Annotated in this window: 23 protein-coding genes and 1 rRNA gene; 7 read left to right on the top strand and 17 right to left on the bottom strand. The window is 64.2% G+C overall.

The annotated features are described in order from the left end of the window. Nucleotides 1-431 precede the first annotated feature (431 nt). The 3 genes from QP413_RS08740 to QP413_RS08730 are packed head-to-tail and all read left to right on the top strand — an operon-like array spanning nucleotide 432 to nucleotide 2,316. On the top strand, nucleotides 432-1,349 hold the full coding sequence (locus tag QP413_RS08740) for an ABC transporter ATP-binding protein (RefSeq protein WP_284781476.1): 918 nt from the start codon (nucleotides 432-434) through the stop codon (nucleotides 1,347-1,349). Between the two features lie 4 nt (nucleotides 1,350-1,353). Continuing rightward, nucleotides 1,354-1,662 carry an ABC transporter permease gene (locus QP413_RS08735; protein WP_284781475.1) on the top strand — a complete coding sequence of 103 codons (309 nt, stop codon included), beginning with the start codon at nucleotides 1,354-1,356 and terminating at the stop codon, nucleotides 1,660-1,662. A gap of 48 nt (nucleotides 1,663-1,710) precedes the next feature. After that, entirely contained in the window at nucleotides 1,711-2,316 is a 606-nt protein-coding gene (locus tag QP413_RS08730) for a response regulator transcription factor (RefSeq protein WP_284781474.1), read from the top strand. 68 nt (nucleotides 2,317-2,384) lie between these two features. On the opposite strand, the gene QP413_RS08725 is transcribed toward QP413_RS08730, so the two are convergent. Continuing rightward, nucleotides 2,385-2,993: a helix-turn-helix domain-containing protein gene (locus tag QP413_RS08725; protein WP_284781473.1), complete on the bottom strand. Its 609-nt coding sequence runs from the start codon at nucleotides 2,991-2,993 to the stop codon at nucleotides 2,385-2,387. Nucleotides 2,994-3,248: 255 nt separating this feature from the next. Between QP413_RS08725 and QP413_RS08720 the strand changes: the two genes are divergently transcribed. Both QP413_RS08720 and QP413_RS08715 read left to right on the top strand, forming a co-directional pair. Beyond that, nucleotides 3,249-4,460: an IS110 family transposase gene (locus QP413_RS08720; protein WP_070563919.1), complete on the top strand. Its 1,212-nt coding sequence runs from the start codon at nucleotides 3,249-3,251 to the stop codon at nucleotides 4,458-4,460. Between the two features lie 210 nt (nucleotides 4,461-4,670). Continuing rightward, nucleotides 4,671-6,269: a cation:proton antiporter family protein gene (locus tag QP413_RS08715; RefSeq protein ID WP_284781472.1), complete on the top strand. Its 1,599-nt coding sequence runs from the start codon at nucleotides 4,671-4,673 to the stop codon at nucleotides 6,267-6,269. A gap of 13 nt (nucleotides 6,270-6,282) precedes the next feature. Here the strand turns inward: QP413_RS08715 and QP413_RS08710 are convergent, their stop codons facing one another. Further along, nucleotides 6,283-7,299, bottom strand: coding sequence for a DUF4300 family protein (locus QP413_RS08710; RefSeq protein WP_284781471.1), 1,017 nt, complete (start codon nucleotides 7,297-7,299; stop codon nucleotides 6,283-6,285). A gap of 63 nt (nucleotides 7,300-7,362) precedes the next feature. Here QP413_RS08710 and QP413_RS08705 point away from each other — a divergent pair, with 63 nt between their 5' ends. Together QP413_RS08705 and QP413_RS08700 are read left to right on the top strand one after the other, a co-directional pair. Next, on the top strand, nucleotides 7,363-9,078 hold the full coding sequence (locus tag QP413_RS08705; RefSeq protein ID WP_284781470.1) for a formate--tetrahydrofolate ligase: 1,716 nt from the start codon (nucleotides 7,363-7,365) through the stop codon (nucleotides 9,076-9,078). Nucleotides 9,079-9,172: 94 nt separating this feature from the next. Next, entirely contained in the window at nucleotides 9,173-9,832 is a 660-nt protein-coding gene (locus QP413_RS08700) for a hemolysin III family protein (RefSeq protein ID WP_173362352.1), read from the top strand. A gap of 18 nt (nucleotides 9,833-9,850) precedes the next feature. Here the strand turns inward: QP413_RS08700 and der are convergent, their stop codons facing one another. The 15 genes from der to rrf form a co-directional block, all read right to left on the bottom strand. After that, complete coding sequence (gene der / locus QP413_RS08695) at nucleotides 9,851-12,205, bottom strand: bifunctional cytidylate kinase/GTPase Der (protein ID WP_284781469.1); 2,355 nt, start codon at nucleotides 12,203-12,205, stop codon at nucleotides 9,851-9,853. Between the two features lie 18 nt (nucleotides 12,206-12,223). After that, nucleotides 12,224-13,072, bottom strand: coding sequence for a pseudouridine synthase (locus QP413_RS08690; protein ID WP_284781478.1), 849 nt, complete (start codon nucleotides 13,070-13,072; stop codon nucleotides 12,224-12,226). Nucleotides 13,073-13,149: 77 nt separating this feature from the next. Then, a complete protein-coding gene (scpB, locus tag QP413_RS08685; protein WP_284781468.1) occupies nucleotides 13,150-13,746 on the bottom strand; it encodes an SMC-Scp complex subunit ScpB in 597 nt (198 codons plus the stop codon). Nucleotides 13,747-13,793: 47 nt separating this feature from the next. Further along, nucleotides 13,794-14,600: a ScpA family protein gene (locus QP413_RS08680; RefSeq protein ID WP_149121979.1), complete on the bottom strand. Its 807-nt coding sequence runs from the start codon at nucleotides 14,598-14,600 to the stop codon at nucleotides 13,794-13,796. A gap of 46 nt (nucleotides 14,601-14,646) precedes the next feature. Further along, nucleotides 14,647-15,465, bottom strand: coding sequence for a ParA family protein (locus QP413_RS08675; RefSeq protein ID WP_284781477.1), 819 nt, complete (start codon nucleotides 15,463-15,465; stop codon nucleotides 14,647-14,649). 249 nt (nucleotides 15,466-15,714) lie between these two features. Continuing rightward, entirely contained in the window at nucleotides 15,715-16,626 is a 912-nt protein-coding gene (gene xerD, locus QP413_RS08670) for a site-specific tyrosine recombinase XerD (RefSeq protein ID WP_284781467.1), read from the bottom strand. A 12-nt stretch (nucleotides 16,627-16,638) separates the two neighbouring features. Further along, a complete protein-coding gene (locus tag QP413_RS08665) occupies nucleotides 16,639-17,640 on the bottom strand; it encodes a copper transporter (protein WP_284781466.1) in 1,002 nt (333 codons plus the stop codon). An 11-nt stretch (nucleotides 17,641-17,651) separates the two neighbouring features. Next, nucleotides 17,652-18,842: a putative cytokinetic ring protein SteA gene (gene steA, locus QP413_RS08660; RefSeq protein WP_284781465.1), complete on the bottom strand. Its 1,191-nt coding sequence runs from the start codon at nucleotides 18,840-18,842 to the stop codon at nucleotides 17,652-17,654. A 44-nt stretch (nucleotides 18,843-18,886) separates the two neighbouring features. After that, nucleotides 18,887-20,563: a DNA repair protein RecN gene (gene recN / locus QP413_RS08655; RefSeq protein ID WP_284781464.1), complete on the bottom strand. Its 1,677-nt coding sequence runs from the start codon at nucleotides 20,561-20,563 to the stop codon at nucleotides 18,887-18,889. 65 nt (nucleotides 20,564-20,628) lie between these two features. Further along, complete coding sequence (locus QP413_RS08650) at nucleotides 20,629-21,594, bottom strand: NAD kinase (protein ID WP_012360344.1); 966 nt, start codon at nucleotides 21,592-21,594, stop codon at nucleotides 20,629-20,631. After that, the gene (locus tag QP413_RS08645) at nucleotides 21,591-22,424 is read right to left on the bottom strand and encodes a TlyA family RNA methyltransferase (RefSeq protein WP_284781463.1); all 834 of its coding nucleotides are present in this window, start codon (nucleotides 22,422-22,424) and stop codon (nucleotides 21,591-21,593) included. The genes QP413_RS08650 and QP413_RS08645 overlap by 4 nt, the downstream gene beginning before the upstream one ends. A gap of 85 nt (nucleotides 22,425-22,509) precedes the next feature. Beyond that, nucleotides 22,510-22,728 (bottom strand): hypothetical protein, encoded by a 219-nt coding sequence (locus QP413_RS08640; RefSeq protein ID WP_262368167.1) that lies wholly within the window; start codon nucleotides 22,726-22,728, stop codon nucleotides 22,510-22,512. An 11-nt stretch (nucleotides 22,729-22,739) separates the two neighbouring features. Beyond that, nucleotides 22,740-23,765, bottom strand: a complete 1,026-nt coding sequence (locus QP413_RS08635) for an HAD-IIA family hydrolase (RefSeq protein ID WP_284781462.1) — start codon at nucleotides 23,763-23,765, stop codon at nucleotides 22,740-22,742. A 2-nt stretch (nucleotides 23,766-23,767) separates the two neighbouring features. Beyond that, on the bottom strand, nucleotides 23,768-24,958 hold the full coding sequence (locus tag QP413_RS08630) for a tetratricopeptide repeat protein (RefSeq protein ID WP_284781461.1): 1,191 nt from the start codon (nucleotides 24,956-24,958) through the stop codon (nucleotides 23,768-23,770). 166 nt (nucleotides 24,959-25,124) lie between these two features. Then, nucleotides 25,125-25,241: ribosomal RNA gene (gene rrf, locus QP413_RS08625) — 5S ribosomal RNA — on the bottom strand. Between the last annotated feature and the right edge of the window lie 221 nt (nucleotides 25,242-25,462).

Genomic DNA, 25,462 nt, shown 5'->3' with positions numbered 1-25,462 from the left:
GCCAGCTCAGGATTTTCCATCAGCTTCTCGCTGATCTCGTTGACCCTCGCCGGGTCATGGCCTTTCTTCGGTGACACCGTAGTCATTATCGGTGAAACTCCCTCTCAATCAGAGCCTCACACACAAACTTCCTGACACCCTCAAGACCCCCTTCTGGGGGTATCAAAACGCTCTAACCTGCACTTTAAGTGCAACTCAGATGGCCTCACTCTCAGCACGTTCAGCTCAACCGACAAGCAAGCACGCAGGTAACATTTGGGGAATCGACCGCATATCACATCACCAAGCGCTAGGCAAGCCCGGCCGGCGACCTCACCTAGCTCAGTAGGCGTCGCTGGTCGTGAGGGGCCGGAGCCCCATGACAAAAGTCATGGGCAAGTAATGACAGAAAATATTTCGGCTCCTCATGCTGGATTTCTAGCGTGAAGACCATGAACACGACACACACCGCCCAAGCGATAGAAGCCACCGGAGTCAGCAAAACCTTCCACCCACGTTCCAGCCGTCCCGTGCACGCGCTCAAGAACGCGAACCTCACTGTCCAACCGGGCGAGATCATCGCCCTCCTCGGCACCAACGGCGCGGGTAAGACCACCCTGCTGGACCTCATCCTGGGGCTGACCACCCCGACCTCCGGCACCGTCACCGTGATGGGGCATTCCCCCACGCAGGCCGTTTACAAACAACACATCGGTGCGCTGATGCAGACCGGTGGCCTGCTCAACGAGCTCACGGTCAAAGACACCGTGGAGATGGTCGCCGCGACCTTCCCGGAGCACCTGTCCCTCGACGAGGTCATCGCACAGGCCGACCTGGAACCCATCTACACCCGGCGCGTGGGCAAATGCTCCGGCGGTGAGCAACAGCGCCTCCGTTTCGCGCTGGCCATCCTCGGCAACCCGGAGATCCTCATCCTGGACGAACCGACCGCAGGGATGGACGCCGGTGCACGTCGCCGTTTCTGGGACTCCATGACCCACCAGGCACAGCAGGGGCGCACGATCATCTTCGCCACCCACTACCTGGAGGAGGCGGAGCACTTCGCCCAGCGCATCGTCCTCATGAAGAACGGTGAAATCATCGCCGACGGAACCACCGCCGAGCTGCGGAACATGACTGCCGGCCGGGTGGTTAGCGCCGAATTCCCGGGCGAGCTCCCTGACCTGACCAGGCTGCCTGGTGTGACAGGCAACGACGTCACCGGCAACCGCCTGAGCATGACCACCGAGGATTCCGACGCACTCGCCCGCTATCTGCTGACCCACACCGAGGCCCGCGACCTCAGCATCAGCAGCCACACCCTGGAGGACACCTTCCTCGCACTGACGAAAGAACACCAGGAGACATAAAACCATGAGCACCACCCTGAGATTTACCGGCCACGAACTCCTCCGACTGCGCCGGGAAATGGCCACTCTCTTGTTCAGCATCGGGCTGCCGATCTTCTTCTACCTCATCTTCGGCGCGCTACAGGACTACGGGGATCAGAAAATCAACGGCGGGAACCTCGCCGCCTTCGTCATGCTGGGTATGGCTTTCTACGCTGGCGTGGTGGGCGCGGTCGGCGCCGCAGGGTCCGCCGTCACCGACAACCGCAGCGGGTGGTCGGCTTATCGTGCGCCGCGAACAGGGCCTAATTACCGTACTGATCACGATGGGTGAGGATCACGAATTCATCGACGATCACTCCAACCGGCAGGAGGCAGCCCAATGACAACAATCCGCGTACTACTCGCCGAGGACCAGTCGCTGGTGCGTGGGGCGCTGGTCGCGCTACTCAGCGCAGAACCGGACATCGAGGTTATTGCGGAATGCGCCACGGGCACTGAAGCCCGGCGCCTGGTGCAGGAGCACCCCATCGACGTGGCCCTCCTGGATATCGAAATGCCGGGGCTCAACGGCCTGGACGTGGCCAAAGAGCTGTCCGGGCACCCGTGCCGTTGCCTGATCGTCACGACCTTCGGTAAGGCGGGCTACGTCAAGCGCGCGATGGAGTCGGGCGTGGACGGGTTCATCGTGAAGGACACCCCTCCCGAGGAGCTCGCCGATACAATCCGTCGGGTGCACGCCGGTCTGCGTGTCATCGACCCGACGCTAGCCCGGGACAGTCTGCTCGCCCCGGATAATCCCCTCAGCGACCGGGAAACGCAGGTATGCCAGCAGCTCTTCCAAGGAAAAAGCTCGCCCGCCATCGCCAAGGCCCTGCACCTTTCGCCGGGCACAGAGCGCAGTCACATCTCCAGCATTATCTCGAAGACCGGCGCGGGAAACCGCTTCGAGGCTGCCCACCTGGCGAAGGCGAATGGCTGGATCTAGCCCGCTGCCCGGGGAAACACAGCAGGCTTGGGCATGTGCTGCCCTCGCTGCTGCCCCAGGCCAGTCCCCTAGTTCTCCGGTGCTTTGCCGAACTTGATAAAGGAGTTCCTGCCGAGGACAAACTTTCTCCGGGACAGCTGCCCGAAGATCTCACGGCTTTCCACGGAATCCTTAGTCACGCGGACGAGCAGCGTGCGGCTGGCCTCCTCAACGAGGTAGAAGGAATCACCGCTGAAGGAGTTCTTCACCTCGGAAATGAAATTGGGCACCCCGTCGAAGGCAATCTCGGTGAACCACTTCATGGCCGTCTCGCCTTTAGTGTTCTTCTTTTCCCGCAGCAGTGGAGTGATCACCGCGTGCGGGAAGACCTGCCGAACCGCGGTGTGAGCCTGCGTCCCTTTCGCCAGGAACCTGCCCCCGGTCTTCTCCAGGGACTTGACGTCGACGGCCACGCGGTCGGTCGTTGCGCCTAGTACCGCTCCATCATTACCCAGAAGGTCATCGGTGCTGACCCCGAACAGCGCAGCAAGCCTCTTGAAGGCCTCGATATCGGGCGCGCTGTCCCCAGATTCCCAACCTTGCACGTCTTCCCGGGCCACCACGAGCTTGTCCGCGAGCTCGGCCTGGGAAAGCCCGGCCTTGTTCCGGAGAGCCTTAATGCGCTGTGCCAGTGCCATGCGAAAATCCTACCCGTTACCTTGTGAGTGTCCCCGATAATGGGGATAGTCGCTGGTCCCGGTATGGCTTGCCTGCCCTGTAGTTTCCATAATCCGGGGGGTGTTGCCGCCGGGTGCCAGGACTTTCGATGACAGCTGATAGGGACACGGCCAGTTTTAAACTAGGTCTCTTTGTAACGTGGGTGCTTGCAACGAAGGTCATGACACCAGCGACTGGAACAACGCCATACCCATCTCGTTTTCTAGGAGCTCATCATGTCTCCGGAGCATTCCATCGACATATTCCTTGGGCTAGACGTCGGCAAATCTGAACACCACGCCTGCGCCTTAGACCGTGATGGCAACAAGGTCTTCGACAAACCGTTGCCTCAACTCGAATCCGAACTAGCAGGCGTTTTTCACCAGCTTCAGAAGCTTGGCACCGTGCTCGTGATCGTCGACCAACCCAACACCATCGGCGCACTACCGATTGCTGTAGCCCGGGACTGCGGTTGCGAAGTCGGATACCTGCCAGGTCTTGCGATGCGCAAAGCTGCAGATCTCTATCCGGGACGTGCAAAAACAGACAAACGCGACGCATTCATCATCGCCGACACCGCCCGCACAATGCCCCACACGCTACGTGCCGTCGACCGCAATGATGAGGTACTCTCCGCCCTAAAGATGCTGTCCGGCTTCGATGATGACATCGCCCGCGATTGCACTCGCACTGTCAATCGGCTTCGCAGTGTCCTCACCCAGATCTACCCCAGCCTGGAACGAGTTTTTGCTGGTAGCACCCTGACTCGCACGCCGATCCTGGAATTATTGATCCATTACAAGGGACCGCAGGGGCTAAAAAGAGCCGGATACCAACGAGTGTTGAACTGGATGATCAAGCGCACACGTAAAGACCCCACCCCGCTGGTAGACGACATTTTTGCAGCGCTGAAAGCTCAAACAGTCACCGTGCCTGGAAGCGATGCCGCCGAGTTAGTAATTCCTCAACTGGCTGCAAACATCCAGGCCCTCAAAGAGCAACGAAACACCATTGCTGAGCAGGTTGAAGAGATGCTCGCTGATTTCCCTCTTTGTGAGGTCTTGATGAGTATGCCCGGAGTCGGCATCAAGACCGCAGCGCAGATCCTTCTTGCGATCGGTGATGGCTCCGACTTCGCTAGTGCTGGCCACTTAGCTGCTTATGCTGGAATAGCACCCGTGACTAGACGATCCGGTTCGTCGATCAGAGGTGAATTCCCGGCACGGTCAGGCAATAAACGACTGAAAAACGCCTTGTTCTACTCCGCATTCGCAGTTATCCGCAGCCACGAACCGTCACGGCGGTATTACGAACGCAAACGCGCTGAAGGAAAACGCCACAACGCAGCAGTCATCTGCCTGGCACGACGCCGATGCAATGTCATCTACGCGATGCTGAAAAACAAGGAGTTCTTCCGCGAAATCCCGCCACGCCCCGTCGCCGCATAAAGCCCGAAGACGAAAGCCGACCAGCACACGCTGGCCGGCTCCTAGGCACGCCTAAGAAACTACTCCCAAGACTGCGCTCGTCAACATCGGTCTGGCACTTGACAAAAACATAGGGACACCCCCCCATTCGGCACCAAGTCCTCAATCATCCCTATGAATAATGCGTTTCATAGTGCACGAAAAACTCCCCTGTGAGGCACACTACAGTCCATGGAATTATTGCTGACTTACCTCGGCGTGGTTTTCATCTGTGGACTCATCGCCTGGGCCGTGCGGCTGCCGCCCCTGATCGGCTTCCTTGCCGCCGGTTTCGCACTCCACGCCGCGGGTGTGGAGCACGTCGAGTCCCTCGACCTCTTCGCTGATATCGGCGTGACCCTCATGCTCTTCGCCATCGGCCTGCGCCTCGACCTGAAGGCGCTCACCGATAAGGCAGTCTGGCTTACGGCCAGCGCCCACGTCCTGGTCATGACGCTCGTCGGCGCGGGATTCATCACCGCCCTCGGTGCGCTCGGTGCTTTCGGTCCCACCAGTTTCCAGGTGGCCGTCAACGTCGCGCTGGTCTTGAGCTTCTCCAGCACCATCGTGGTCATCAAAATCCTGCAGGACCGAGGCGACGAGCAGGCTCTCTACGGGAATATCTGCATCGGCGTGTTGATTATGCAGGACATTCTCGCGGTGGTCTTTATGAGCATCCTGCGCGGCGAGCCGCCACACCTGGCTTCCCTGCTGCTTGTCGTGATCGTGCCAGTGCTGGCCCTGACCACCCGCCGTTGGTACAAGCTCGGCCACGGTGAACTCGGGGCGCTATTTGGCATCGCCATGGCCCTGATCCCCGGCTACGCACTCTTCGAGTGGGTTGGTCTGTCCGGCAGCCTCGGCGCGCTGATCATGGGCGTGGTGCTCTCCCGCTCCCCAGGCGCCGAGCAGCTCAGTCACTCCCTGTTCACCCTCAAGGAGCTGTTGTTGGTCGGCTTCTTCGTCAACATCGGCTTCATGGGTTTGCCGAATTGGCAGAACGTTGCCGACGCCGCCCTACTCCTCCTCTTGCTCCCCGTTCAGGCCGCCGCCTACTGGGCGATCCTGTGGTCCCTGGGGCTGCGCAACCGCACCTCTGTGCTCACGGCGCTCCTGCTGGCCAACTACTCGGAGTTCGCGCTCATCATCGCCGCCGTTGGCGTTCAGGACGGCTGGCTCAACGAGCGCTGGCTGCTCTCCCTGGTGCTTGCGGTCTCCATCAGCTTCGTCATCTCCGCGATCTTCAACCCGCAGAGCGTGTCCCGCGCCACCCACCTGGCTAAGCGCCTGCCCGTGCGCCCGCCACACAAGATCCACCCGGAGGACCGCCCCATCGAGCTCGGCGACGCCCACGCTCTCGTGCTCGGCGTCGGCCGCGTCGGGCTTGCGTGCTACATCGAGCTCAGCGAAGTCTACGGGGCCAAGATCTTGGGCGTGGAGCACGACCCCGCCCGGGTGCGCCACCTGCAGGAACGCGGCTACAACGTCGTGGAAGGCGACGCGACGGATATCGACTTCTGGGAGCGGGTGAAAGACAGCCACCAGATCGACATGATCATGCTCGCCATGCCCGCCCAACATGCGAACGTGGATACCGTCAAGGAGATTCACGCCTCCCACGTGGACACCGAGGGATGCACCATCAGCTCGGTGGCGATGTACCGGGAGGACGTCGAAGCCCTCGAGGAGCTCGGCCTGGACGTCGTCGTCCACCTCCAGGACGGCGCCGGCGAGTCCCTGGCGGAGCGGACCTTCCTGAACCAGGAGCAGCGCCGCTCACAGCTGCAGTAGCTCGCAGGATCAATTAGCTCCGCTTCGCGTAGCGCATGCCCTCGATGACCTCACCGTTATCGAAAATGACGGGGCGGCCATATTCCAGGCCGGGCCCGTCGTCGTACTTCTGCATCAGGTAGTCGTTGAGCTGCTGCATGTCCTTGACCACGATGGCCTGATAGGGCATGTCGAAGGCGATTTTCTCCAAGAAGAGGATCTTGCCCTCATGGGGCACCGCGACCCCGGTATGCCCAACGAAGAGGGTGGCCGGATCGGTCAGGGTGTCGTGGGAGAACATCGAGATCACGCGGGCCTTCGTGTCCGCGAACGTGATGCCGCGGTCTGCAGCATAGGCCTTGATGTCTGCGATGTGCTGGGCTGCATCTTGGCTCTTGGTGGTGGGAATGGCTCCATAGAAGGCCTCGAAGCGCTTACGCTCGGCGCTGGTTAGGAGCTCCTTCGGTGCGTTGTTGAGGGACTCCTCGTCCAGGAATAGCAGCGAGGAATCGGGGTTGGACTCCTCCGCCATGCTGACCAGGGATTGTGCGAGCGTGAAGGTGTTGATCCGGCAGTTGGTGCCCGGATAGCGCTGGCCGTGGTATTTCTGCCACGCGCTGGTCAACGCCTCAACGTCATACTCCGGGTCCTGGGTGCCGTAGTCCCGAAAACCGCTGGAGATGAGGCTGTCGGTCGGCACCGCGCTGTTGTACTCCGTCACGAGCTCGAAGAAGCGGTCGATGTTCTCCTTCGGGAGCCCGGCGCCCTCAAGTGCGGTTCGGGCGAGCTGCTGGGACGCCGCGTCGACCAGGTTGCTGATCTGCGCCCCAGCCAGCAGTTCTTTCGGCTCCTGGTCCGCAGCCGTGGGCGTGGACGTGGGTTGCTGAGCGGTGCTCGCCCCTCCAGCCTGCTGTTGCTTGGAAAGCTGCGCACCGGTGCTCTGTTCGCTCAAGCTCTGCTGCTGGTCGGGGCTGGAGTCCTCCGCAGGCGTGCAGGCCGTCGCGAGCAAACAAGCCGCAAAAAGGGGAAGGCTACGAGAAGGAAAACGCATGAGGACATGCTAGTCCCTCGCCTATCCTCGGCACGCGTCGCGGGGGACGATTATTCTGTAAATATGACTTATTCCAGTGTGATCACCAAGCCTCAGCCCAGCGACGTCGAGATCGCACAGGCTCACCCCCTCGAGCCCATCGCGGACATCGCCGAGCGCGCCGGAATCCCCGCCGAGGCACTCATCCCTTACGGCACCACCAAGGCCAAGGTGGACGTCCCTGCGCTGCGCACCACCGACGTGTGGAACAAGCCCCTGGGCCGCACCGTCCTCGTCACCGCCATGTCCCCCACCCCAGCGGGCGAAGGCAAGTCCACCACCCTGATCGGGTTGGCGGACGCCCTGCGCACGGCCGGGAAGAACACCATCGTCGCCATCCGCGAACCATCCCAGGGCCCAGTGATGGGCATCAAGGGCGGCGCAGCCGGTGGCGGCTACGCACAGATCGTCCCGATGGAGGACATCAACCTCCACCTCACCGGCGACATGCACGCCCTCACCTCAGCAAACAACACGCTGGCCGCCCTCATCGACAACCACATCCAGCAGGGCAACGAACTCGGCATCGACCCGCGCCGGGTTACCTGGCGCCGCTGCATGGACGTCAACGACCGCAGCCTGCGTTCCATCGTCACTGGGCTCGGAGGGCCTGCCCACGGCACCCCGCGCGAGGCTGGCTTCGACATCACCGCCGCCAGTGAAATGATGGCCATCCTCTGCCTCGCCACGGACCTGGCGGATCTGAAGGCCAAGCTCGCCAGCATCGTCATCGGCCGGACTTATAGTGGCGGACCGGTCACCGTTGGTGACCTGCAGGTCGAAGGCGCGCTTACCGCCCTGCTGCGGGATGCCCTGAACCCCAACCTCGTGCAGACTCTCGGCGGCACCCCGGCACTCATTCACGGCGGCCCCTTCGCCAATATCGCGCACGGCTGCAACAGCCTCATCGCCACCCAGACCGCCCGCCGCCTCGGGGACATCGTCGTCACGGAGGCCGGTTTCGGCTCCGACCTCGGCGCGGAGAAGTTCTTCGACATCAAGGCTCGCGAGGGCGGCATCGACGTGGACGCAGCCGTCGTCGTCGCGACCATCCGCTCCCTGAAGTACAACGGCGGCGTCGTAAAGGAGGACCTGAACAGCGAAAACCTGGCCGCCCTGGACGAGGGACTGAAGAACCTCGAGCGCCATGTGAAGAACATGGAGAAGTTCGGCACCACCCCGGTCGTCGCGCTGAACCTCTTCACCTCCGACACCGACGCCGAGCGCGCGCACGTCGCCGAGTGGGCTGAGAAGCTGGGCGTGCGCCTGGCCGAGTCCACCGTCTGGGCCGAGGGTGGCGCCGGTGCCACCGAGCTGGCCCAGCAGGTACTCGAGGTCATCGAGAACGGCGAGACCCCGCAGGCCAGCTCCCAACAGCTCTACGACCCGGCGGAAGGCCTGGCCGAGTCCATCGAGACCATCGCGACCCGCATCTACGGCGCTAGCGGTGTGGAGTTTTCCACCAAGGCCAAGAAGGACCTGCAGTTCCTCGCCGAGCACGGCTGGGACAAGCTGCCCGTGTGCATCTCCAAGACGCAGTACAGCTTCTCCGATGACCCGGCCGAGCTGGGTGCGCCGGAAGGCCACGTGCTGCACGTCCGCGAGTTGGCTCCACGCCTGGGCGCGGGCTTCGTCGTGGCGCTGACCGGGCAGGTGATGACGATGCCGGGGCTGCCGAAGCGCCCCGCAGCAGAGCAAATCGATGTCGCCGAGGACGGCACGATCGCCGGACTGTTTTAGCGGCAAAAATGGGACTACACTGAGCTTCGTGCAGAATCAGGTACTCACGAAGCGACGTCCCCGCCCGGTCTTCGACCGCGGCCCCAGGCCCTACATGCGAGGGCGGTTACACACCGCCGCCGCGTGGTACTTTGGCGGGATGGGCACCGCCCTCACAATCGTGGCGCTGGCGAAATTCGGCATCTCCTGGATGTCCCTGACCACCGCCCTCTACGCGCTGTGCCTGGCCGGGATGCTGAGTGTAAGCGCCCTCTATCACCGGGTTCCGTGGCGCTCCGCGGCGGCGGTCAACAGCTGGCGGCGGGCCGACCACGCCATGATCGCGATCTTCATTGCCGGCACCTATGGGCCGGTAACGGTCGCCGCATTCGGCGCGCGGTGGTTCACCGGCTGGGCCTGGTTTAACACCGGCGGATTGTGGATCTTGGCGGTGTGCTGGCTCGCCGCGCTGGCCGCGGTCGTGCTGAACCTGGTGTGGATCGACCACCCGCGGTGGCTCGACGCCGCCACCTACCTCACGCTCGGTTGGCTGGCAGCTATCGGCGCCGTGGGCTACTACCAGCAGCTTGGGGTCGCCGTGAGCCTGTTGATGCTGCTCGGCGGGCTGGTCTACTCGCTCGGTGCGGTGATCTACGCCAAGCAGTGGCCGAACCCCTCCCCTCGTTGGTTCGGCTTCCACGAGGTCTTCCACGCTGCCACCATCGTGGCAGCGCTTCTGCACCACATCGCAATCTGGGTGCTCGTGCTCCGCTAGAGCCTGTTGTAGCTTCCGCTAGCGCTTCTTTTTCTTCTCCCGGATGCGGATCGCGATGCGCACCGGGGAGCCTTCGAAGCCGAAGGTCTCGCGCAGCTTGCGCTCCAGGAAGCGGCGGTAGCCGTGCTCCAGGAAGCCCGTGGTGAACAGCACGATCACCGGCGGGCGGGACGAGGCCTGCGTGGCGAAGAGCACGCGCGGCAGGCGACCGCCACGCATCGGTGGCGGAGTCTCCGCGATGACCGCACGCAGCCAGGTGTTCAACTGTCCGGTAGGAATGCGCTGATCCCAGCTATCCAGAGCCTCCATCATCGCCGGTTCCAGCTTCTGCAGAGCACGACCAGTCTTAGCGGAGATATTCACCCGGCGGGCCCACGGCACGTGCGAAAGCTGCAGATCGATCTCCCGCTCCAGCAGCTCCCGGCGATCCTCGTCCACCAGGTCCCACTTATTGAACGCCACGACCAGAGCCTTGCCGGCATCCAGGATCATCCGCAGCACGCGCTGATCCTGCTCCGCGATCGGCTCGGAGGCGTCCACCAGGAACACCACGACCTCACTGGCATCAATCGCGGCGCGGGTGCGCAGCGAGGCGTAGTACTCGTGCCCCACCGCGTTCTTCACCTTCTTGCGGATACCGGCGGTATCCACGAAGCGCCAGGTGCGCTCCTCCAGCTCCACGATGGAGTCCACCGGGTCCACCGTGGTGCCCGCGACGTTATCCACCACCGAGCGCTGCTCGCCGGAGATCTTGTTCAGCAGCGAGGACTTACCCACATTCGGCCGGCCCACCAGCGCCACGCGGCGCGGGCCAGAGACCACCGAGAGCTCGCGCGGCTTCTCCGGGAAGACCTCCAGTAGCTTGTCCAGCACGTCTGCCGCGCCGCGCCCATGCAGCGCGGAGACCGGGTAAGGGTTGTCCAGGCCAAGCGCCCAGAACTCAGCCATGTCCGCGTACTGCGTATCGGACTCGAACTTATTGGCCACCACGATCACCGGCACGTCGGAGCGCTGCAGCTTGCGGGCGATAACCTCGTCGGTTTCGGTGATGCCGACCTTCGTATCCACTACGAAGACGATCGCATCCGCCGTGGCCATCGCGGTCTCCGCCTGGCGGGCGATTGCGGCGTGAATGCCCTTGGCGTCCGGGTCCCAGCCGCCGGTGTCCTGCACCCAGAAGCGGCGCCCACCCCAGTCGCCCAGGTAGGAGATTCGGTCGCGGGTCACACCCGGGAAGTCCTCCACCACGGCCTCACGGCGCCCGATGAAGCGGTTGACCAGCGTGGACTTACCCACGTTTGGTCGACCGACGATCGCCACCGTGCACAGCGCTTCCTTCTGTGCTTCGAGCTCATCGGCGATTCCGAAGGCTTCCTCGATGGACTCCCAGTCGGTGTCCTCCTCGTCGGATTCCAGCAGGTCGAAGTTCTCCGCCTGCAGGTAGTGCTCGCCGAGCTGCTCCGGGTCGACCTCCCAGGTCTCGCCGTCCCAGTTCTCGGGGTCCCAGTTCTCCAGGTCCTCCTCGGATACTTCCTGCACCGAGGCGTCCCCATCAGCAGGGACGACGTCCCCCTCAACCGTGCGGAACACCAGACCACCGGTGCTCTCCGCGCCGTCGGCTGGGATAGCGGAGTCCAGGTCCGATTCCTCGATCAGGCCGGCGATCGCCTCGATGACCTCATCGATGCTCATCTCGCCGGTGTCGAGCATGGTGGCATCCTCTGCCGGGCGCAGCGGGGAGGTCTCGCGGGTGGAGTCTGCCTCGTCGCGGCGCTGGACGTCAGCCAGGACTGCCTCGAAGGTGACCTCGCGGCCAGCGGCGGTGTCCTGGTCGAAGCGGCGCTGCGCGCGCACTTCAGCGCTGGCGGTCATGTACACCTTCACCGGGGCGTCCGGGAGCACGACCGTGCCGATGTCGCGGCCCTCGACGACGCAACGGCCAGCAGCGGCGGCAAGGTCTCGCTGCAGCTGCACCAGGTTGGTGCGGACCTCCGGGATCGCGGCGACGGCGGAGACATGCGCGGTAACCTCCGGGCCACGGATGTCGGCGGAGACGTCCTCTCCGTCCAGCAGAACCTCGGTGGACTGCGGGTCCTCGTTGACCTGCAACGGCAGCTGGGAGGTCGCCTCGATGATGGCCTCGGTCGCAGCCGGGTCGGCCGGATCGATGCCGGCCTTCAGCACGTGCAGGGTCGCCACGCGGTACATCGCACCCGTATCCAGGTAACGCGCGCCCGCGTACTGGGCGATGCGGCGGGAGACGGTGGACTTACCGGTCCCCGACGGGCCGTCGATGGCCAGCAGGAACCCACCCTCCTCGAGGTTGTCGATCAGCGCGAGCTGGGAGAAATCAGCGTTCATATCAGTAGTCATCCTTGAAGTCCTCCCGGCTTACAGGCCCACGGCCTTGTACAGGCTGGTCAGTTCCGAACGGTTGAGCGCGCGCACGCTCCCCGGCTTCTGGTCGCCGAGCTGCACCGTGTGAATCTTGGTGCGCACCAGCGCCTGGACCGGGAAGCCCGCGGCCTTCAGCAGGCGGCGCACGATGTGCTTGCGGCCCTCGTGCAGCTCCAGTTTGATCAGGGACTTGCCCTGCCAAACGTCCACGATCTGTACGTCATCGGCCTTCGCGATGCCGTCGTCCAGCTCGATGCCCTTCTTCAGCTCGTGGACCAAACCCTTCTTCGCCTCGCCCAGCACGGTGGCCATGTAGGTCTTGGAGACCTCGTAGCTGGGGTGCATGAGGCGGTTGGCGAGCTCACCGTCGTTGGTGAGCAGCAGCAGGCCTTCGGTCTGGGCGTCCAGGCGGCCGACGTGGAATAGGCCCTGGCCCTGCTTGAGGCGCTCGTCGATGGAGTTGCCCACCGACGGACGGCCCATGTCGTCGCTCATCGTGGACTGGACGCCGCGCGGCTTGTTGAAGATGTAGTAGTGCATCTCGTCGTTGACCTGGACGCGAACTCCGTCGACGCGGACGACGTCCTTGTTCGGGTCGATACGCACGCCCATCCGGTCCACGACCTTGCCGTTGACTTCGACGCGGCCCGCGGCGATGAGCTTCTCGCTCATGCGGCGACTTGCCACGCCGGCGGCTGCCAGGACCTTCTGCAGGCGGACCTTGTCCTCTGCAGCAGGGGCGGCTTTCTGCTCTGACTTTGTGACGTGCTGGTGGCGGGCCGGCTTGGCCTTCGGGACGAAGGTCTCGGCGCCGCCGGGCTTCGCAGCGTTCTTTTCCGGTATGCCATCTCGGCGAGCGGGTGTATTCAAATTATTTCCTTATTGGCTCAAAGTCTTTGAGGTACGCAGCCCAGTCTAGATCAGTAATCGGATTCGATCGATTCCACATCCGGCAGCAGCGGGGCCAAGTCCGGCAGTTCGTCGAGCGACTCGATTCCCAGCTGTTCCAGCAGCAGATCGGTGGTCTCGTAGAGGTGGGCACCGCCCGGTCCTGCGGCAGCGGTCTCTTCCTCCCCCTCGGCTGCCACCTCGACCTGGCGAATCAGGCCACGCAGGGCCAAGGTCCGCATCACACCATCGCAGTTCACCCCGCGGACTGCCGCGACCTGAGAGCGGGTCACCGGCTGGCGATAGGCCACCACGGCCAGGGTCTCCAAGGCGGCGCGGGACAGCCGTTGTTGGGCACCCTGGAGGATCTTCGCCTCCACCACATCCGAGTTCTCGGGCCGGGTATAAAGGCGCCACAGCCCCTCGCGCTCCCGCAGGTCGAAGCCGGAACCACGGGCGTCGAACTCCTCGGCGATCTGGCGCAGCACATCCTCGACTTGGGAGCTGTCCACGCTGCAGGCCTCGGCGAGCTGATCGGCGGCCACCGGCTCGTCGGAGACCAGCAGTAGGGACTCCACCCGGCTGCGCAGCTGCGAAATTGCGGGCAAGTGCAGGTGTTCTTCGCTCATGGTCGACGGCTCTCCTTCTCAGGTTCTTCAGGGGCGTGGTGCGGGCACTAGTCCCAGTTCGAGGCGGCGACGACCTGCGGGTCCACGTCCAGCCCGGTCCAGGCCACCAGCATCTCCTCCAGCGGGGTGGGCTGCTCCACCCCGATGGCGCGGGCCTTGTATAGCTCCAGCAGCGCGAGGAAACGGCCCACCACAACGATGGATTCCTCCGCGTCGCTGATCAACGAATCGAAGTTCACCCACTTATTCTCCCCCGCGATCTTCAACGTATTGAGGATCTTCCCGGCCTGCTTCGGCACCGAGACCGCAGGGGCGTGGACGTGTCCGGTCTGCACTCCGTCCGGGCGGGGGCGGAAAACGTGGGCAGCCAGCTCCGCGAAGCTCTCCTTTGTGTGTTTGAGCTCCACCGGTGGTAGCAGGTTGGCGTAACGGTCCTCCAACGAAAGTGCCACGGGGTAGCTGCGGGCGGCTCCGCGCTGCCACTCGGCAAAAAGGTCAGCGACCTGCTTATACGCCTTGTATTGAAGCAGTCGAGCGAATAGGAGGTCGCGGGACTCCAGCAGCTCCAGGTCCGCCTCGTCGTCGACCTCGCCGCGGGGAACGAGGCGGGCAGCTTTCAGATCCAGCAGCGTAGAAGCGACCAGCAGGAACTCCGTGACCTCGTCCAGGTCCTCGGCGGACTGGGACAACCCCCGGGTATAAGCGATGAACTCGTCGGTGACCTCGGCAAGCGCGATCTCCGTGATGTCCAGCTTGTGCGAGTGAATCAGTTGGAGCAGCAGGTCGAAGGGGCCGTCGAAGTTCGCGAGCGCGACCCGGAAGCCCGTGAGCTCCGGTTGCTGGGGATCTGTCACGCGAACCTACTTTTCTGCCACCACGTTGACCAGCGCGGAGCGTGGCCTAGTGCTGCTCTGCGACGCGCTGGATGACCTCCGCCGCGAGGTTGCGGTACTGGATCGCACCGGAGGACTTCGGGGCCCACGTGCTGATCGGCTCGCCAGCCACGGAGGTCTCCGGGAAACGGACGGTGCGGGTGATGACCGAGTCGAAGACCTTGTCCCCGAAGGCCTCGATGAGACGCTCCATAACCTCGCGGGCATGCAGGGTGCGACGATCGAACATGGTCACCAGGATGCCCAGGACCTCGAGCTTGAAGTTGAGGCGGTCGCGCACCTTCTCGACGGTGTCCATCAGCAGTGCGAGGCCTCGCAGGGAGAAGTACTCGGACTCCACCGGGATCATCACGGAGTCTGCACAGGAGAGCGCGTTGACGGTGAGCAGGCCGAGCGAAGGCTGGCAGTCGATGATGATGAAGTCGTAGTCCTTCATCACCGGGCGCAGGGCTCGCGCAAGCGCTTGCTCGCGGCCAACCTCGTTGACGAGCTGGATCTCCGCAGCGGAGAGGTCGATGTTCGCAGGAACCAGGTCGAGGTTCTCGACGCCACTGGACAGGATGGCGTCGAAAATGGAGGAGGAGTTGTCGACGAGGAGGTTGTGGACGGTGACGTCCAGCTCCTCGTGGCTGATCCCCAGACCGGCAGAGAGCGCGCCCTGCGGGTCGAGGTCGACGAGGAGAACTTTACGACCGAATTCCGCGAGTGCGGCGCCCATGTTGATCGTCGAGGTGGTCTTGCCGACCCCACCCTTCTGATTACACATGGCGATGATGGTCGCAGGCCCATGAGAGGACAGCGGCTCCGGGTCTGGCAGCGGGCGCATGGGGCGCCCCGTGAGCCCGAGTCCTTGCTCGGGCTTATCGAAAAGCGCGTCGGAGCTCTGCACTGTCAAGCCCTCTCCCTTGTCTAACGGTCATTTTAGAGCGCGGTTGGCGCTCCCACTACACATAGATTACGCGTAGATTACGCCGGTGCAATTCCCTCCACCCCATTTTTCGCAGGCTTTTCGGCCAGGTCAGTTGAATCAAAAGCCAAGGTTGATACTAGGCAAGGCTTAAGCCTTGAAAGGTCTCTAGTTCGAGCGCGGGTGGCTCTCCGACCACGCCTCCCGCAGGTGGTCCGGGCTCACCTTCGTATAGATCTGCGTGGTCACCACATTGCTGTGGCCGAGCAGCTCCTGCACCACGCGGATATCCGCCCCGCCCTCCAACAGGTGCGTGGCGAAGGAGTGCCGGAAGCTGTGCGGACTCACCCCAGCGACCCCGGCCTTCTCACTGACCGACGAGACCATGTTAAACGCCGACTGACGCCCCATCCGCCCGCCATTGCGGTTGAGAAACAGCGCCGCCGAACCCTTCTTGTTGAATGCCGGACGGACCCGCACCAGATAGTGCTGCAACGCATCCAGCGCCGGATCGCCGACCGGGACAACCCGCTCCTTCGACCCCTTGCCCCGGACGATGACGACCTTCTCGGTTGGGTCCACGTCATCCACGTCCAGCCCCAGCAGCTCGCTGACGCGCGCGCCGGTGGAGTACAACATCTCCAGCAACGCGCGGTCGCGGATCTGGATGAGGGACGCGGCATCGTCGTTCGGGCAGGATTCCAGGATCGCGGTCACCTCGGCGATGCTCAGCGCCTTCGGGATGCTCGCCGCCTGCCCCGGGCGCGCAACGTCGTCCGCGACGTCCCCTTCGGTGACACCTTCGCCAGTCAGAAAGCGGTGGAAGTTACGTACCGCGGCCAGGATTCGCGCCCGGGTGGAGGCCGCCAGCCCCTCCCCTTTGGCCAGTGAGGCCATGAAGGACTCCACGTCGCCCGTATTCAGCTCGGTCACGCTGCGCGCCCCCAGCCACGCCAGGTAGCGGTCCGTATCCCGACGGTAGCTATCCAAGGTATTGCGGGAGAGGTTCCGCTCCAGGCGGAGGTGCCGCAGCCACCGTTCCCGGTGCTGCAGGTTCGCCTCCTGCGCGTCCGCCGTCACCGACGCCTGCGCCTAGTTCTTACCGACGGTGGCGGCCTTGGCGTTGGTCGCCGCGCCGTAGTGGCCAGCGTCCCCGCCAGCCTGTTCCTTCAGCGCGCGCACCGCGGTGATGCGGCCCGCGCTGCGCTGGACGTTATCCACCGTGGACAGCTTCTCGGCATAGGCTCGCTCGTTGCGCACGATGCCCAGCGCAGCCTTCTTGTCCGCGCTGCCGGACTCACCCACCAGCACCGCTCCCGGCATCTGGCTATCGACCCCGGCGGCAAAGTCCGCGATGAACTGTGCGCCATAGCCCGACTCGTCGGCAGTCACGCCCTTGTTGGTCACGATCAGGGCCAGGTCCACGCCCTCGTCGCCGAGGCTTGCGGGCTTCTTCAGCACCTGGTTCTTCTCCAGGGCGCCGAAGACGACGGCGCGGTCCGAGGCGCTGGCGGTTCCCCCACCCTGGTCGCCCTCGCGAGCATCCTCGCGGGCTTCGCCGCGATCGCGGTTCTCATCCCCCTCCGCGGGCTTCTCGACCTTAGGCAGCTTCGAGCTCAGCGCGGCACCGAGCAGCTGGCCGGTGTGCATGCCCGGGCTCAGCACCTCCTCGCTGAGCTGGGCCCCCGCGGGCAGGCTGTTGGCCGCCACAGACTTCAGCTTGTCGCCCTTCTCCGGGTTCAGCATCTCCTCGGTCACCGGCAGTGGGGTGACCTCCGCCCCCGCCTTATCCGCCAGCCAGCTCAGCCGTTTCACGGTGGCGTCGTCAGCGTCTGGGAAAGAGATCAGCGCGACCTTCTTCCCCTCCAGCTCGCCGGCAACCGCCTTCGCAGCCAGCCCGGCGACGACATCGTCCGAAGCCTGGGCGTCGCGGTCCGCGGCGTCGGCGTCCTCGCGGGCTGCGGTGAGCTCCTGGGCGCTCGTGCCCGCGCCACCGGCGGCCCCCGGAACGTTCGGGGCCAGTACATAGACCCCGCCCAGCACGCCGAGGGCAATGCCGAAGCCAAGGCCGGCAATCGTTCCAGACTTACTCACGAGCGACTCCCCTAGTTCTTAAACAGGCCCTGCACGCTGAGTGCGAGGTTATTCCACGAATCGATCAGGTTGTCCACGAACCCAGCATCACCGGAGAAGCCGGCGATGAGGATGATCACCAAGATCGCGGCCAGCACGCCGATCAGCGCCCACAGCCAGCCGGAGCCGGACTTCGAGACGCGGTAAAGCTCGGCGATGGAGCTGGCGTCCACGAACTTCGGACCAACGCGCAGGCGGGACAGCAGAGCGGACGGGGTGTCCTCAGATTCCGTCTCAGAAAAGACGCGATCCAGGTCCCACTTCTCGCCGAGGTGAACCACCATCGACGCGCCGTGGTAGTCGGCCAGCAGCAGCGCCAGGTCGGTCGGGTTCTTCGTCGCCGCCGGGAAAGTCATCGCGCCGACGCCGAGGTCCTGGATACGCTCCAGGCCCTGCGCGTAGCCGTCCGCCTCAGCGGGAAGGACGACGGTCGCGCCGGAGCGCAGCGACTCGGAACCGATGTTTTCCGGGTTACCGACGATGACGGCCGGGCGGTAGCCCAGCTCCAGCAGTTCGTCAGCGGCGGACTCGATCGCGACGATGATCGGGTCGTACTCGCGCAGGAAGAAGCGCAGGTCGCGCAGCTGGTCCTTCAAATCCGATAGCGGGCTGATCACCATGACCTTGCGGTCCACCATGTCCACGTCGACGTCCGGGATGCCCAGGCCGTCGATCAGCAGTGGGGACTCGGAGCGGGCGAGCTCCGCGGTATTGCCAGCCAGGGCGTCGAGGTGATCGCCGAGGGCCGAGCGGGCGTCGTCGAAGCGCTGCATCGAGGCGTCCAGATCGAGGATCGCGCCGCTGCCGAGGGAACGATCACCGTAGTAGAGGTGCCCGCCCTCCAGGCGGCCCTTCTTGCCGTTCTTGACCTTCTCGGTGATCTCCGGATCCACATTCTCCACGAGCTCGATGCCGGCGTCGAGCAGCATCTGCGGACCAAAGTTTGGCACCTGACCAGTGGTGAACTGGGCGGTATTGACCACCCCGGCCACGCCGGCGTCGATGAAACGCTGCGCGGTGGCGCGGTTAATATCCGGAGCAGAAATGACGACGATATCCCCCTCGGAGATCTTCGTCTTAGACCAAGCTTTGGGGCCGGTGAGGTTCCGGGTAGCCCCGGTAATGCCAGGTTTTTCTGATCGGGAAAACATCATGCGTACCATTTTGCTGCTTAACCGCTGGATTCTCGGTTAGGCGCGCCGATGTTTTAGTGCTTCTTCGCCTCCACAGCCATCGCCATGAGCTCCTCGGCGTGGGCCCGGCCCGTATCGGACTCCAGGCCCGCGAGCATGCGGGCGAGCTCCGCCACCCGCTCCTCCTCGCTCAGTGTGCGCACGCTCGAGGAGACGGTCGTGGAGCTGGCGGTCTTATCCACGTAGATATGAGCATCCGCGAAGGCAGCGACCTGCGGCAGGTGCGTCACCACGATCACCTGGTTCTCGCGGGCAAGCGCAGCCAGGCGGCGCCCGATCTCCACCGCGGCCTTCCCGCCCACGCCCGCGTCAACCTCGTCGAAGACCATCGTGCGCCCGCTACTGGCCAGGATCACCTCGATGGCGAGCATGATGCGGGAAAGCTCACCACCGGACGCGCTGGAGCCCAGCGCGGTGCGGTGCCCGCCCTGGACCAACTGGAACTCGCACTCGTCGAGGCCCTGTGGGTTCGGGTCCACCCGCTTGAGGTCAACCTCAACACTGGCGTGCATGTGCAGCCCCGAGATTTCCTCGGTGACCGCCTTGCCGAACTCCTTGGCGGCCTTGCCCCGCGCGGCGGAGAGCGTGCGGCCAACCTTGAGCATCGCCGTCTCCTTTTCCGTGACCTGCTTGGCGAGCTCTGCCAGCGCATCGTCGGAGACATCGAGCGTGGCGAGCTTCTCGCGAGCTTCGTCGCGCCAGGCGATCGCGCCGTCCACGTCCACCGCGAAGCGGCGCAGCTGGCGTAGTTCCTGCTGCCGCTCCAACAGCTCCTCCAGCTCCTCGGGGTCGGGAATGTCCATCAGTTCATTGCCCAGGTCTAAGGCGATATCCGAGAGCAGGGAGCTGGCCTCCCCGATGCGCTCGGCAAGCTCCGCCAACTTCGCGTCGCCACCCTGCAGTTCGGACTGCGCCTGGCCGAGCAGATCATTGGCACCGTTGGACAGCTCCCCCTCACCCAGCTCCTCGCCGCCATCGATGAAGGAGATAGCACGCTGCAGGGCGGAACGGACGTCGCTGGCGTCCTGTAGACGAGAAATACGGGACTTGAGGAACTCGTCCTCACCCGGCTCCGGATCAATCTCGTCGATGACTTCCAGGGCGCGTTGCAGGGTCTCGGCCTCCAGGGCCAGTTCCCGGCGATCCTTCGTGCGAGTTTCCAGCTCCTTTGCCGCGGCGATCCACTCCCGACGGAGTGCGGCGAACTCGGCGGCCTGATCCGTCAGCCCCGCGAACTCGTCGATCGCGGCCAGCTGCTTCGTGGAGTCCTTGAGGCGAAGCTGGTCGTTCTGGCCATGGATGGTGATGACCTCCGCGGCGAACTGCCCCAGCACGCCAGCGGCAACAGTCTTCCCAGCCAGGTGCGCCCGGGAGCGCCCGGAAGCGGACACCGTCCGGGAAGCGATGTACTCCCCCTCGTCCGAGAAGCCGCCGAACTCCGAGACGATCGCCTCGACGCGTTCCTGAACGGCCGGGTCATCGTGGGAAAAGACTCCCTCTACGCTGGCCCGCTCCGAGCCGGCGCGCACCTTCGACGCATCCGCCCGGTGCCCGGAAAGCAACCGCAGGCTGCTGACCACCATCGTTTTACCGGCACCCGTTTCACCGGTGACGACGGTCAGTCCGCTGGCGAACTCGGCGGTGGCTTCCTCGATAACACCGAGGTTGGTGATGTGTAGGTCGTGGAGCATTCCAGAAAAATCGCTTCTTGAGGTCTTGGGGACTCCCGGCCGGCGGGGTGCGGGGCGTTGGAGGACTAGTGGCGTGGGCCGCGCCAGCCGGTGATCGGCAGGCGGAACTTGTGCACCAGGCGGTCAGTGAATGGTGCCTGGTCCAGGCGCACCCAACGCACGGACTGCGGGCCGCGGCGGATCTCCACACGTGCCCCCGGCGGCATGTGGATTTGGCGGAAGCCATCCATCACGGCGGTCGCCGGCGAGGTCTCTGGGTTCGTCTCCACGGCGACCGAGGAATTCGGGGAAACCACCAGCGGGCGGGAGAACAGCGTGTGGGCGTTGGACGGGACGACCAGGATGGCGTCCAGCTCGGGCCACAGCACCGGGCCACCAGCGGAGAACGCATAAGCGGTGGAGCCAGTCGGCGTCGATACCAGGACACCGTCGCAGCCGAAGGAAGACACCGGGCGTTCGTCGACCTCGAGGATCGAGTCGAGCACGCCCTGGCGATTCAGGTTCTCCACCGAGCACTCGTTGAGCGCCCAGCCGGTGCCGAGCACGCGGCCGTCCATATCGCGGACGGTAATCGACAGGGTCATGCGGTCTTCCACGCGGTAATCGTGCGCGATGACGCGCTCGATGGCCTCGGCGAGGGACTCCTGCTCCCACTCCGCGAGGAAGCCAATGTGGCCCATGTTGATGCCCAACACGGGCACATCCGCGGAGTGCGCGATATCGGCTGCGCGCAGGAAGGTGCCGTCGCCGCCAAGGACGAGCACCATCTCGACCCCCTGCGCGGCCTCGCGGGTGTGCCCGAAGCGTGGGAAGCGCCCCAGGATCTCGTGCCGGGCCACGGGAGCTGGATCGGCGGTTGCCATCACGCGGACGTTGATTCCGCCCTCGTGGAGTTGGGATGCCGCTTCGGCGGCCATGCCCAGGTTCTCGTGTACCCCGGTGTGGGCGACGAGCAGCACCTCGCGCTGCTTCTCCTCACCAGGCGACTGGTTCTCGGCCTCCTGCTTGGGGGCCTCGTTGGCAGCCGTCACTGTGGTCCCTCCTTCACCGCCGTGGACACCATGGCCTCAAGTGTATCCATCGTTGGCGCCTGCTTTCCCCCATCTTTGGAAAGCCAGAGGAAATACTCCACGTTCCCGCTAGGTCCGGGAAGCGGAGAGGCAACGACGGCCTTCGTTGATAGACCATACTTCAAAGCCTCCCGCGCCACGTCGAGGGTCACCTCCGCTCGCAGTTCCGGGGAGCGCACGACCCCGCCGGAGCCCAGCCGGTCCTTGCCCACCTCGAACTGTGGCTTGACCATCGGCAGGAGGTCCGCGCCCTCGGCCATGCACTCGGCGATGGCGGGAAGGACCAACTTGATGGAGATGAAGGAGAGGTCCCCGACCATGACGTCCGCGGGGCCACCGATCGCTTCCGGGGTCAGCGTGCGGACGTTGGTGCGGTCCATCACGGTGACGCGGGGGTCGTTCTGCAGCCGCCAGATCAGCTGCCCGTAACCGACGTCCACCGCGAGCACTTCGCTAGCACCGCGGTCGAGGGCGACGTCCGTAAAACCACCGGTCGAGGCGCCGGCGTCGAGGACGCGTTTGCCTTCCAGGCTCAGCCCCTGCGGTTCAAATGCAGCCAGTGCCCCGAGAAGCTTGTGCGCCCCGCGGGAGGCCCAGTGGTCCTCCTCGGATTCCGCGACCCGAATGGACACGTCGGCGTTCACACCGGTCGCTGGCTTTGTGGCGAGCATGCCGTTGACCTGCACGCGGCCTTCCTTGACCATCTTCTGCGCCTGTTCGCGGGAGCGCGCGATCTTGCGGCGCACGAGCTCCGCATCGAGGCGTTGAAGCCGCTGACCTTTTTTCGCCACCTGTGTGCTTTCCTTCTTCTCTCGCTGCTCGGATTGACGCTGCTGGATGTTTTCCGCGTCTTTTTAAGACGCCGACATTGGGGATTCAGCCCTGGCCGAGAGCCTTGCTGATGAGGCTGTGGGCTTGTTCCAGCATCTCGGCTTCCTCAGTGCCCTCCAGCCGCTGGCTGAGCAGCTCGTCGATATTCTCGGCGAGGTGATCGGCCTGTGCCTCCGGCGAGTTCGGGGTCGGCCCGCCCGCTTTGGCGGGCATGTGGCTGCCTGGTGTCGGTGCCGATCCTGGTGTGGGCTGGGGGTGCTGCATAGTGCTGTAGTTTAGTCCCGCCATGCTGCGATGGCGTCGGTGGCCAGTGGATCGTTTCCGATAATCCGAAGCTGATCTCGGGTGGTCCCGGCGTCCATCAGCTCCCAGGCGAGCGGGGCGGCTGCCGCGAGTGCTGCCGCAGCGGTGAGCTGCTCGGGGGTGGCGAAGCCTGTGGCTGTGCCCTGTCCGTCAGCTGGGTTCTCGCCGGCTGTAACAGTGACCGTGTGCGGCTCGGTGACCTCTGCCGTCCAACCGCCGAGCTCCTCGCTGAGATTGGCCCGGATATGGGTCGGCCGGTGCTCGGTGTGAATAACATCCCAATGGGTGGAGACCCCGGTGAGCACCATTAGGGTGTCCATCTCGGCAGCTCGCCCTCCGGCGATGTCGGTGTCCAGGCGATCGCCGACGACCAGTGGCTCGTTGGACCCCGCCTTGCGGGCAGCGACGTGGAACATCGCGGGTTGTGGCTTGCCTGCGCTCAATGGTTTCACGCCGGTGGCGCTGACGACGGCGGCCACCATGGACCCGTTACCGACCAGGAAGCCACGGGACGAGGGCAGCGTCGTATCCAGGTTGCTGGCGATGTAGCGAGCGCCGCGGGTGATGGCGAGGGTGGCCTCAGACAGTCGGGCCCAGTTATTTTCCGGGCTGTGGCCCTGCAGGACCACGTCGGGTGCATCATCGGCAGAGTCGGTCAGCTCAAACCCAGCCTCGCGGGTGAGGTCGCGAAGGCTCTGGCTGCCCACCACGAGTGCCTTCAGCGGGCCTGCACCCGGGCGTTCCTGCGCCATTGTTTCGGCGGCCAGCGTTGCTGCGGCCTGAGCGGAGGTCAGGACCTCAGACGGGATTGCGTTAATGCCAAGGCTGCCCAGGTGTTCGACGACCTCCTCAGGACTGCGCGAGGCGTTATTAGTCACGAAGACTCTGCCCCGGTCAGCAATGCCCTCGACGGCGCCGGGGATCAGCTTATCCCCGGCGAAGATGGTTCCATCGAGGTCGAGCAGGAGGGTGTCGTAGCGGCTGAGCAGCTCAAGCATGGCTACTTCTCCTCGCTGCTCTCCGCGCCAGCATCGTTGCCATTACTCTCGCCGGTACCCTCATTGAGCTCCGCGATGCGCTTCTCGGCGTCGAGCACCTCTTCGGTATCCAACTCGTTGGCGTTGGTGAACCACTGGATGGCATCGGCCGTGCGACCGGCCTGTGCGAGTGCGTCGGCGTAAGCGTAGGTCACGCGCAGCTTGGTGACGTCTGGTGCGTCTGCGGCAGCGAGCTCCTCCTCGAGGGCGACGATGGCCTCCTCGTGGCGGCCCAGGTCCTGATAGGCACCGGCCACGACCATGGCGAGCTCGACACGGGTTTCCGGGTCGAGCTCCTCGGGACGGTACTCGCCGGCCACTCCCAGCGCCTTCTCCGGTCGTCCGAGCGCACGCTCAGCGTCGGCAAGGACGGCAATCAGACCTGGGCCACCCTGCATGCGACGAGCAGCGCGCAGCTCAGAGATGGCTTCCTTCCACTCTCCAACGTGGTAGGCAGCGATGCCGTTGGTTTCGCGGGCTACTGCCACGCGCCCAGCACGGTCCTTGGCAGCACGGGCGTGCTCGAGGGCCTTTTCGGTGTTCTCGTCCAGAAGGGTGGCGGCCATGATGAGGTGCTTGGCGACCATGTCCGCGTTATCGCGAGACAGGCTGCGCAGCTCCTGGCGCACCTGTGGATCGAGGTCCTTCGGATCCACGCCTTCCGGGATGCGTGGCTCCTTCATGCGCGCGTTAATACGTTCTTCGCGGTAGCCGGAGCGCTGGGGTCCGGACTGGCGTGCGCGGTTCGCCTGGCCACCACGGTTCTTGAAGTTTCCGCCCCTGCGGTCGCCACCACCCCGGCGATCGCGGTCGAACTTTTTTCCTCCGCCGTACGGGCGACCGCCATCGCGGCGGCCGCGTGGCTGATCCCCATCACGATCGTTGTACCGGACGTCGCGACGATCATCGCGATCGCGGTTCCGGTTGTCCCGGCGGTCGTCGCGGTCGTACTTACGGCCCCGGCCGTAACCACGACGGTCCTCCCGATCACGGTAGCGGTTTCCGTCGCGACGCTCGCCGCGCTCAAAGTCACGGTCACGGTTGTTTCCGCGACGGTTGTCGTCGGAGTTACGGTGCCTGCGGGGCTTGAAGTTTCCGTCTCGCTGGTTGCGGGGACGGTGACCTCGATCGCCGCGGCTTTGGTATTCCGACATTGAACCCTTCTTTCACAGACTCTGTGGACTGCTCACACGATATCACCCCGGGTGGACGGGGTTTTTAGGCAATAAAAAAAGTGGTGGTGCGACGTACTGTCGATCATCACCCGCTAATAAACGGGAACAACCAACAACACGTCGCACCACCACTATGAAAGTTTAATGCCGGCGGCGTCTTACTCTCCCACACCCTCCCAGGTGCAGTACCATCAGCGCAGGTAGGCTTAGCTTCCGGGTTCGGAAAGGGACCGGGCGTGACCCCACCGCAAAAACCACCGACAAACACAACAGAACAACACACACCCAAACACACACAATGTGTTGGTGTGCCGTGTCATTCCAGACACTGCATAACAGACGCGAATACCACACTCATGACAACATTCACCTATTACGTGTGTGCTTCACACAACCAACCGGGTTGTGTGGTTTGTTACACGTCGGCCAATTAGTACCAGTCACCTCCACACCTCACAGTGCTTCCAGATCTGGCCTATCAAC

Source organism: Corynebacterium sp. UMB4614, assembly GCF_030217065.1.
Classification (GTDB): Bacteria; Actinomycetota; Actinomycetes; order Mycobacteriales; family Mycobacteriaceae; genus Corynebacterium.
The sequence above is the reverse complement of the archived record's forward strand: the minus strand, read 5'-3'. Positions and strand labels throughout refer to the sequence as shown.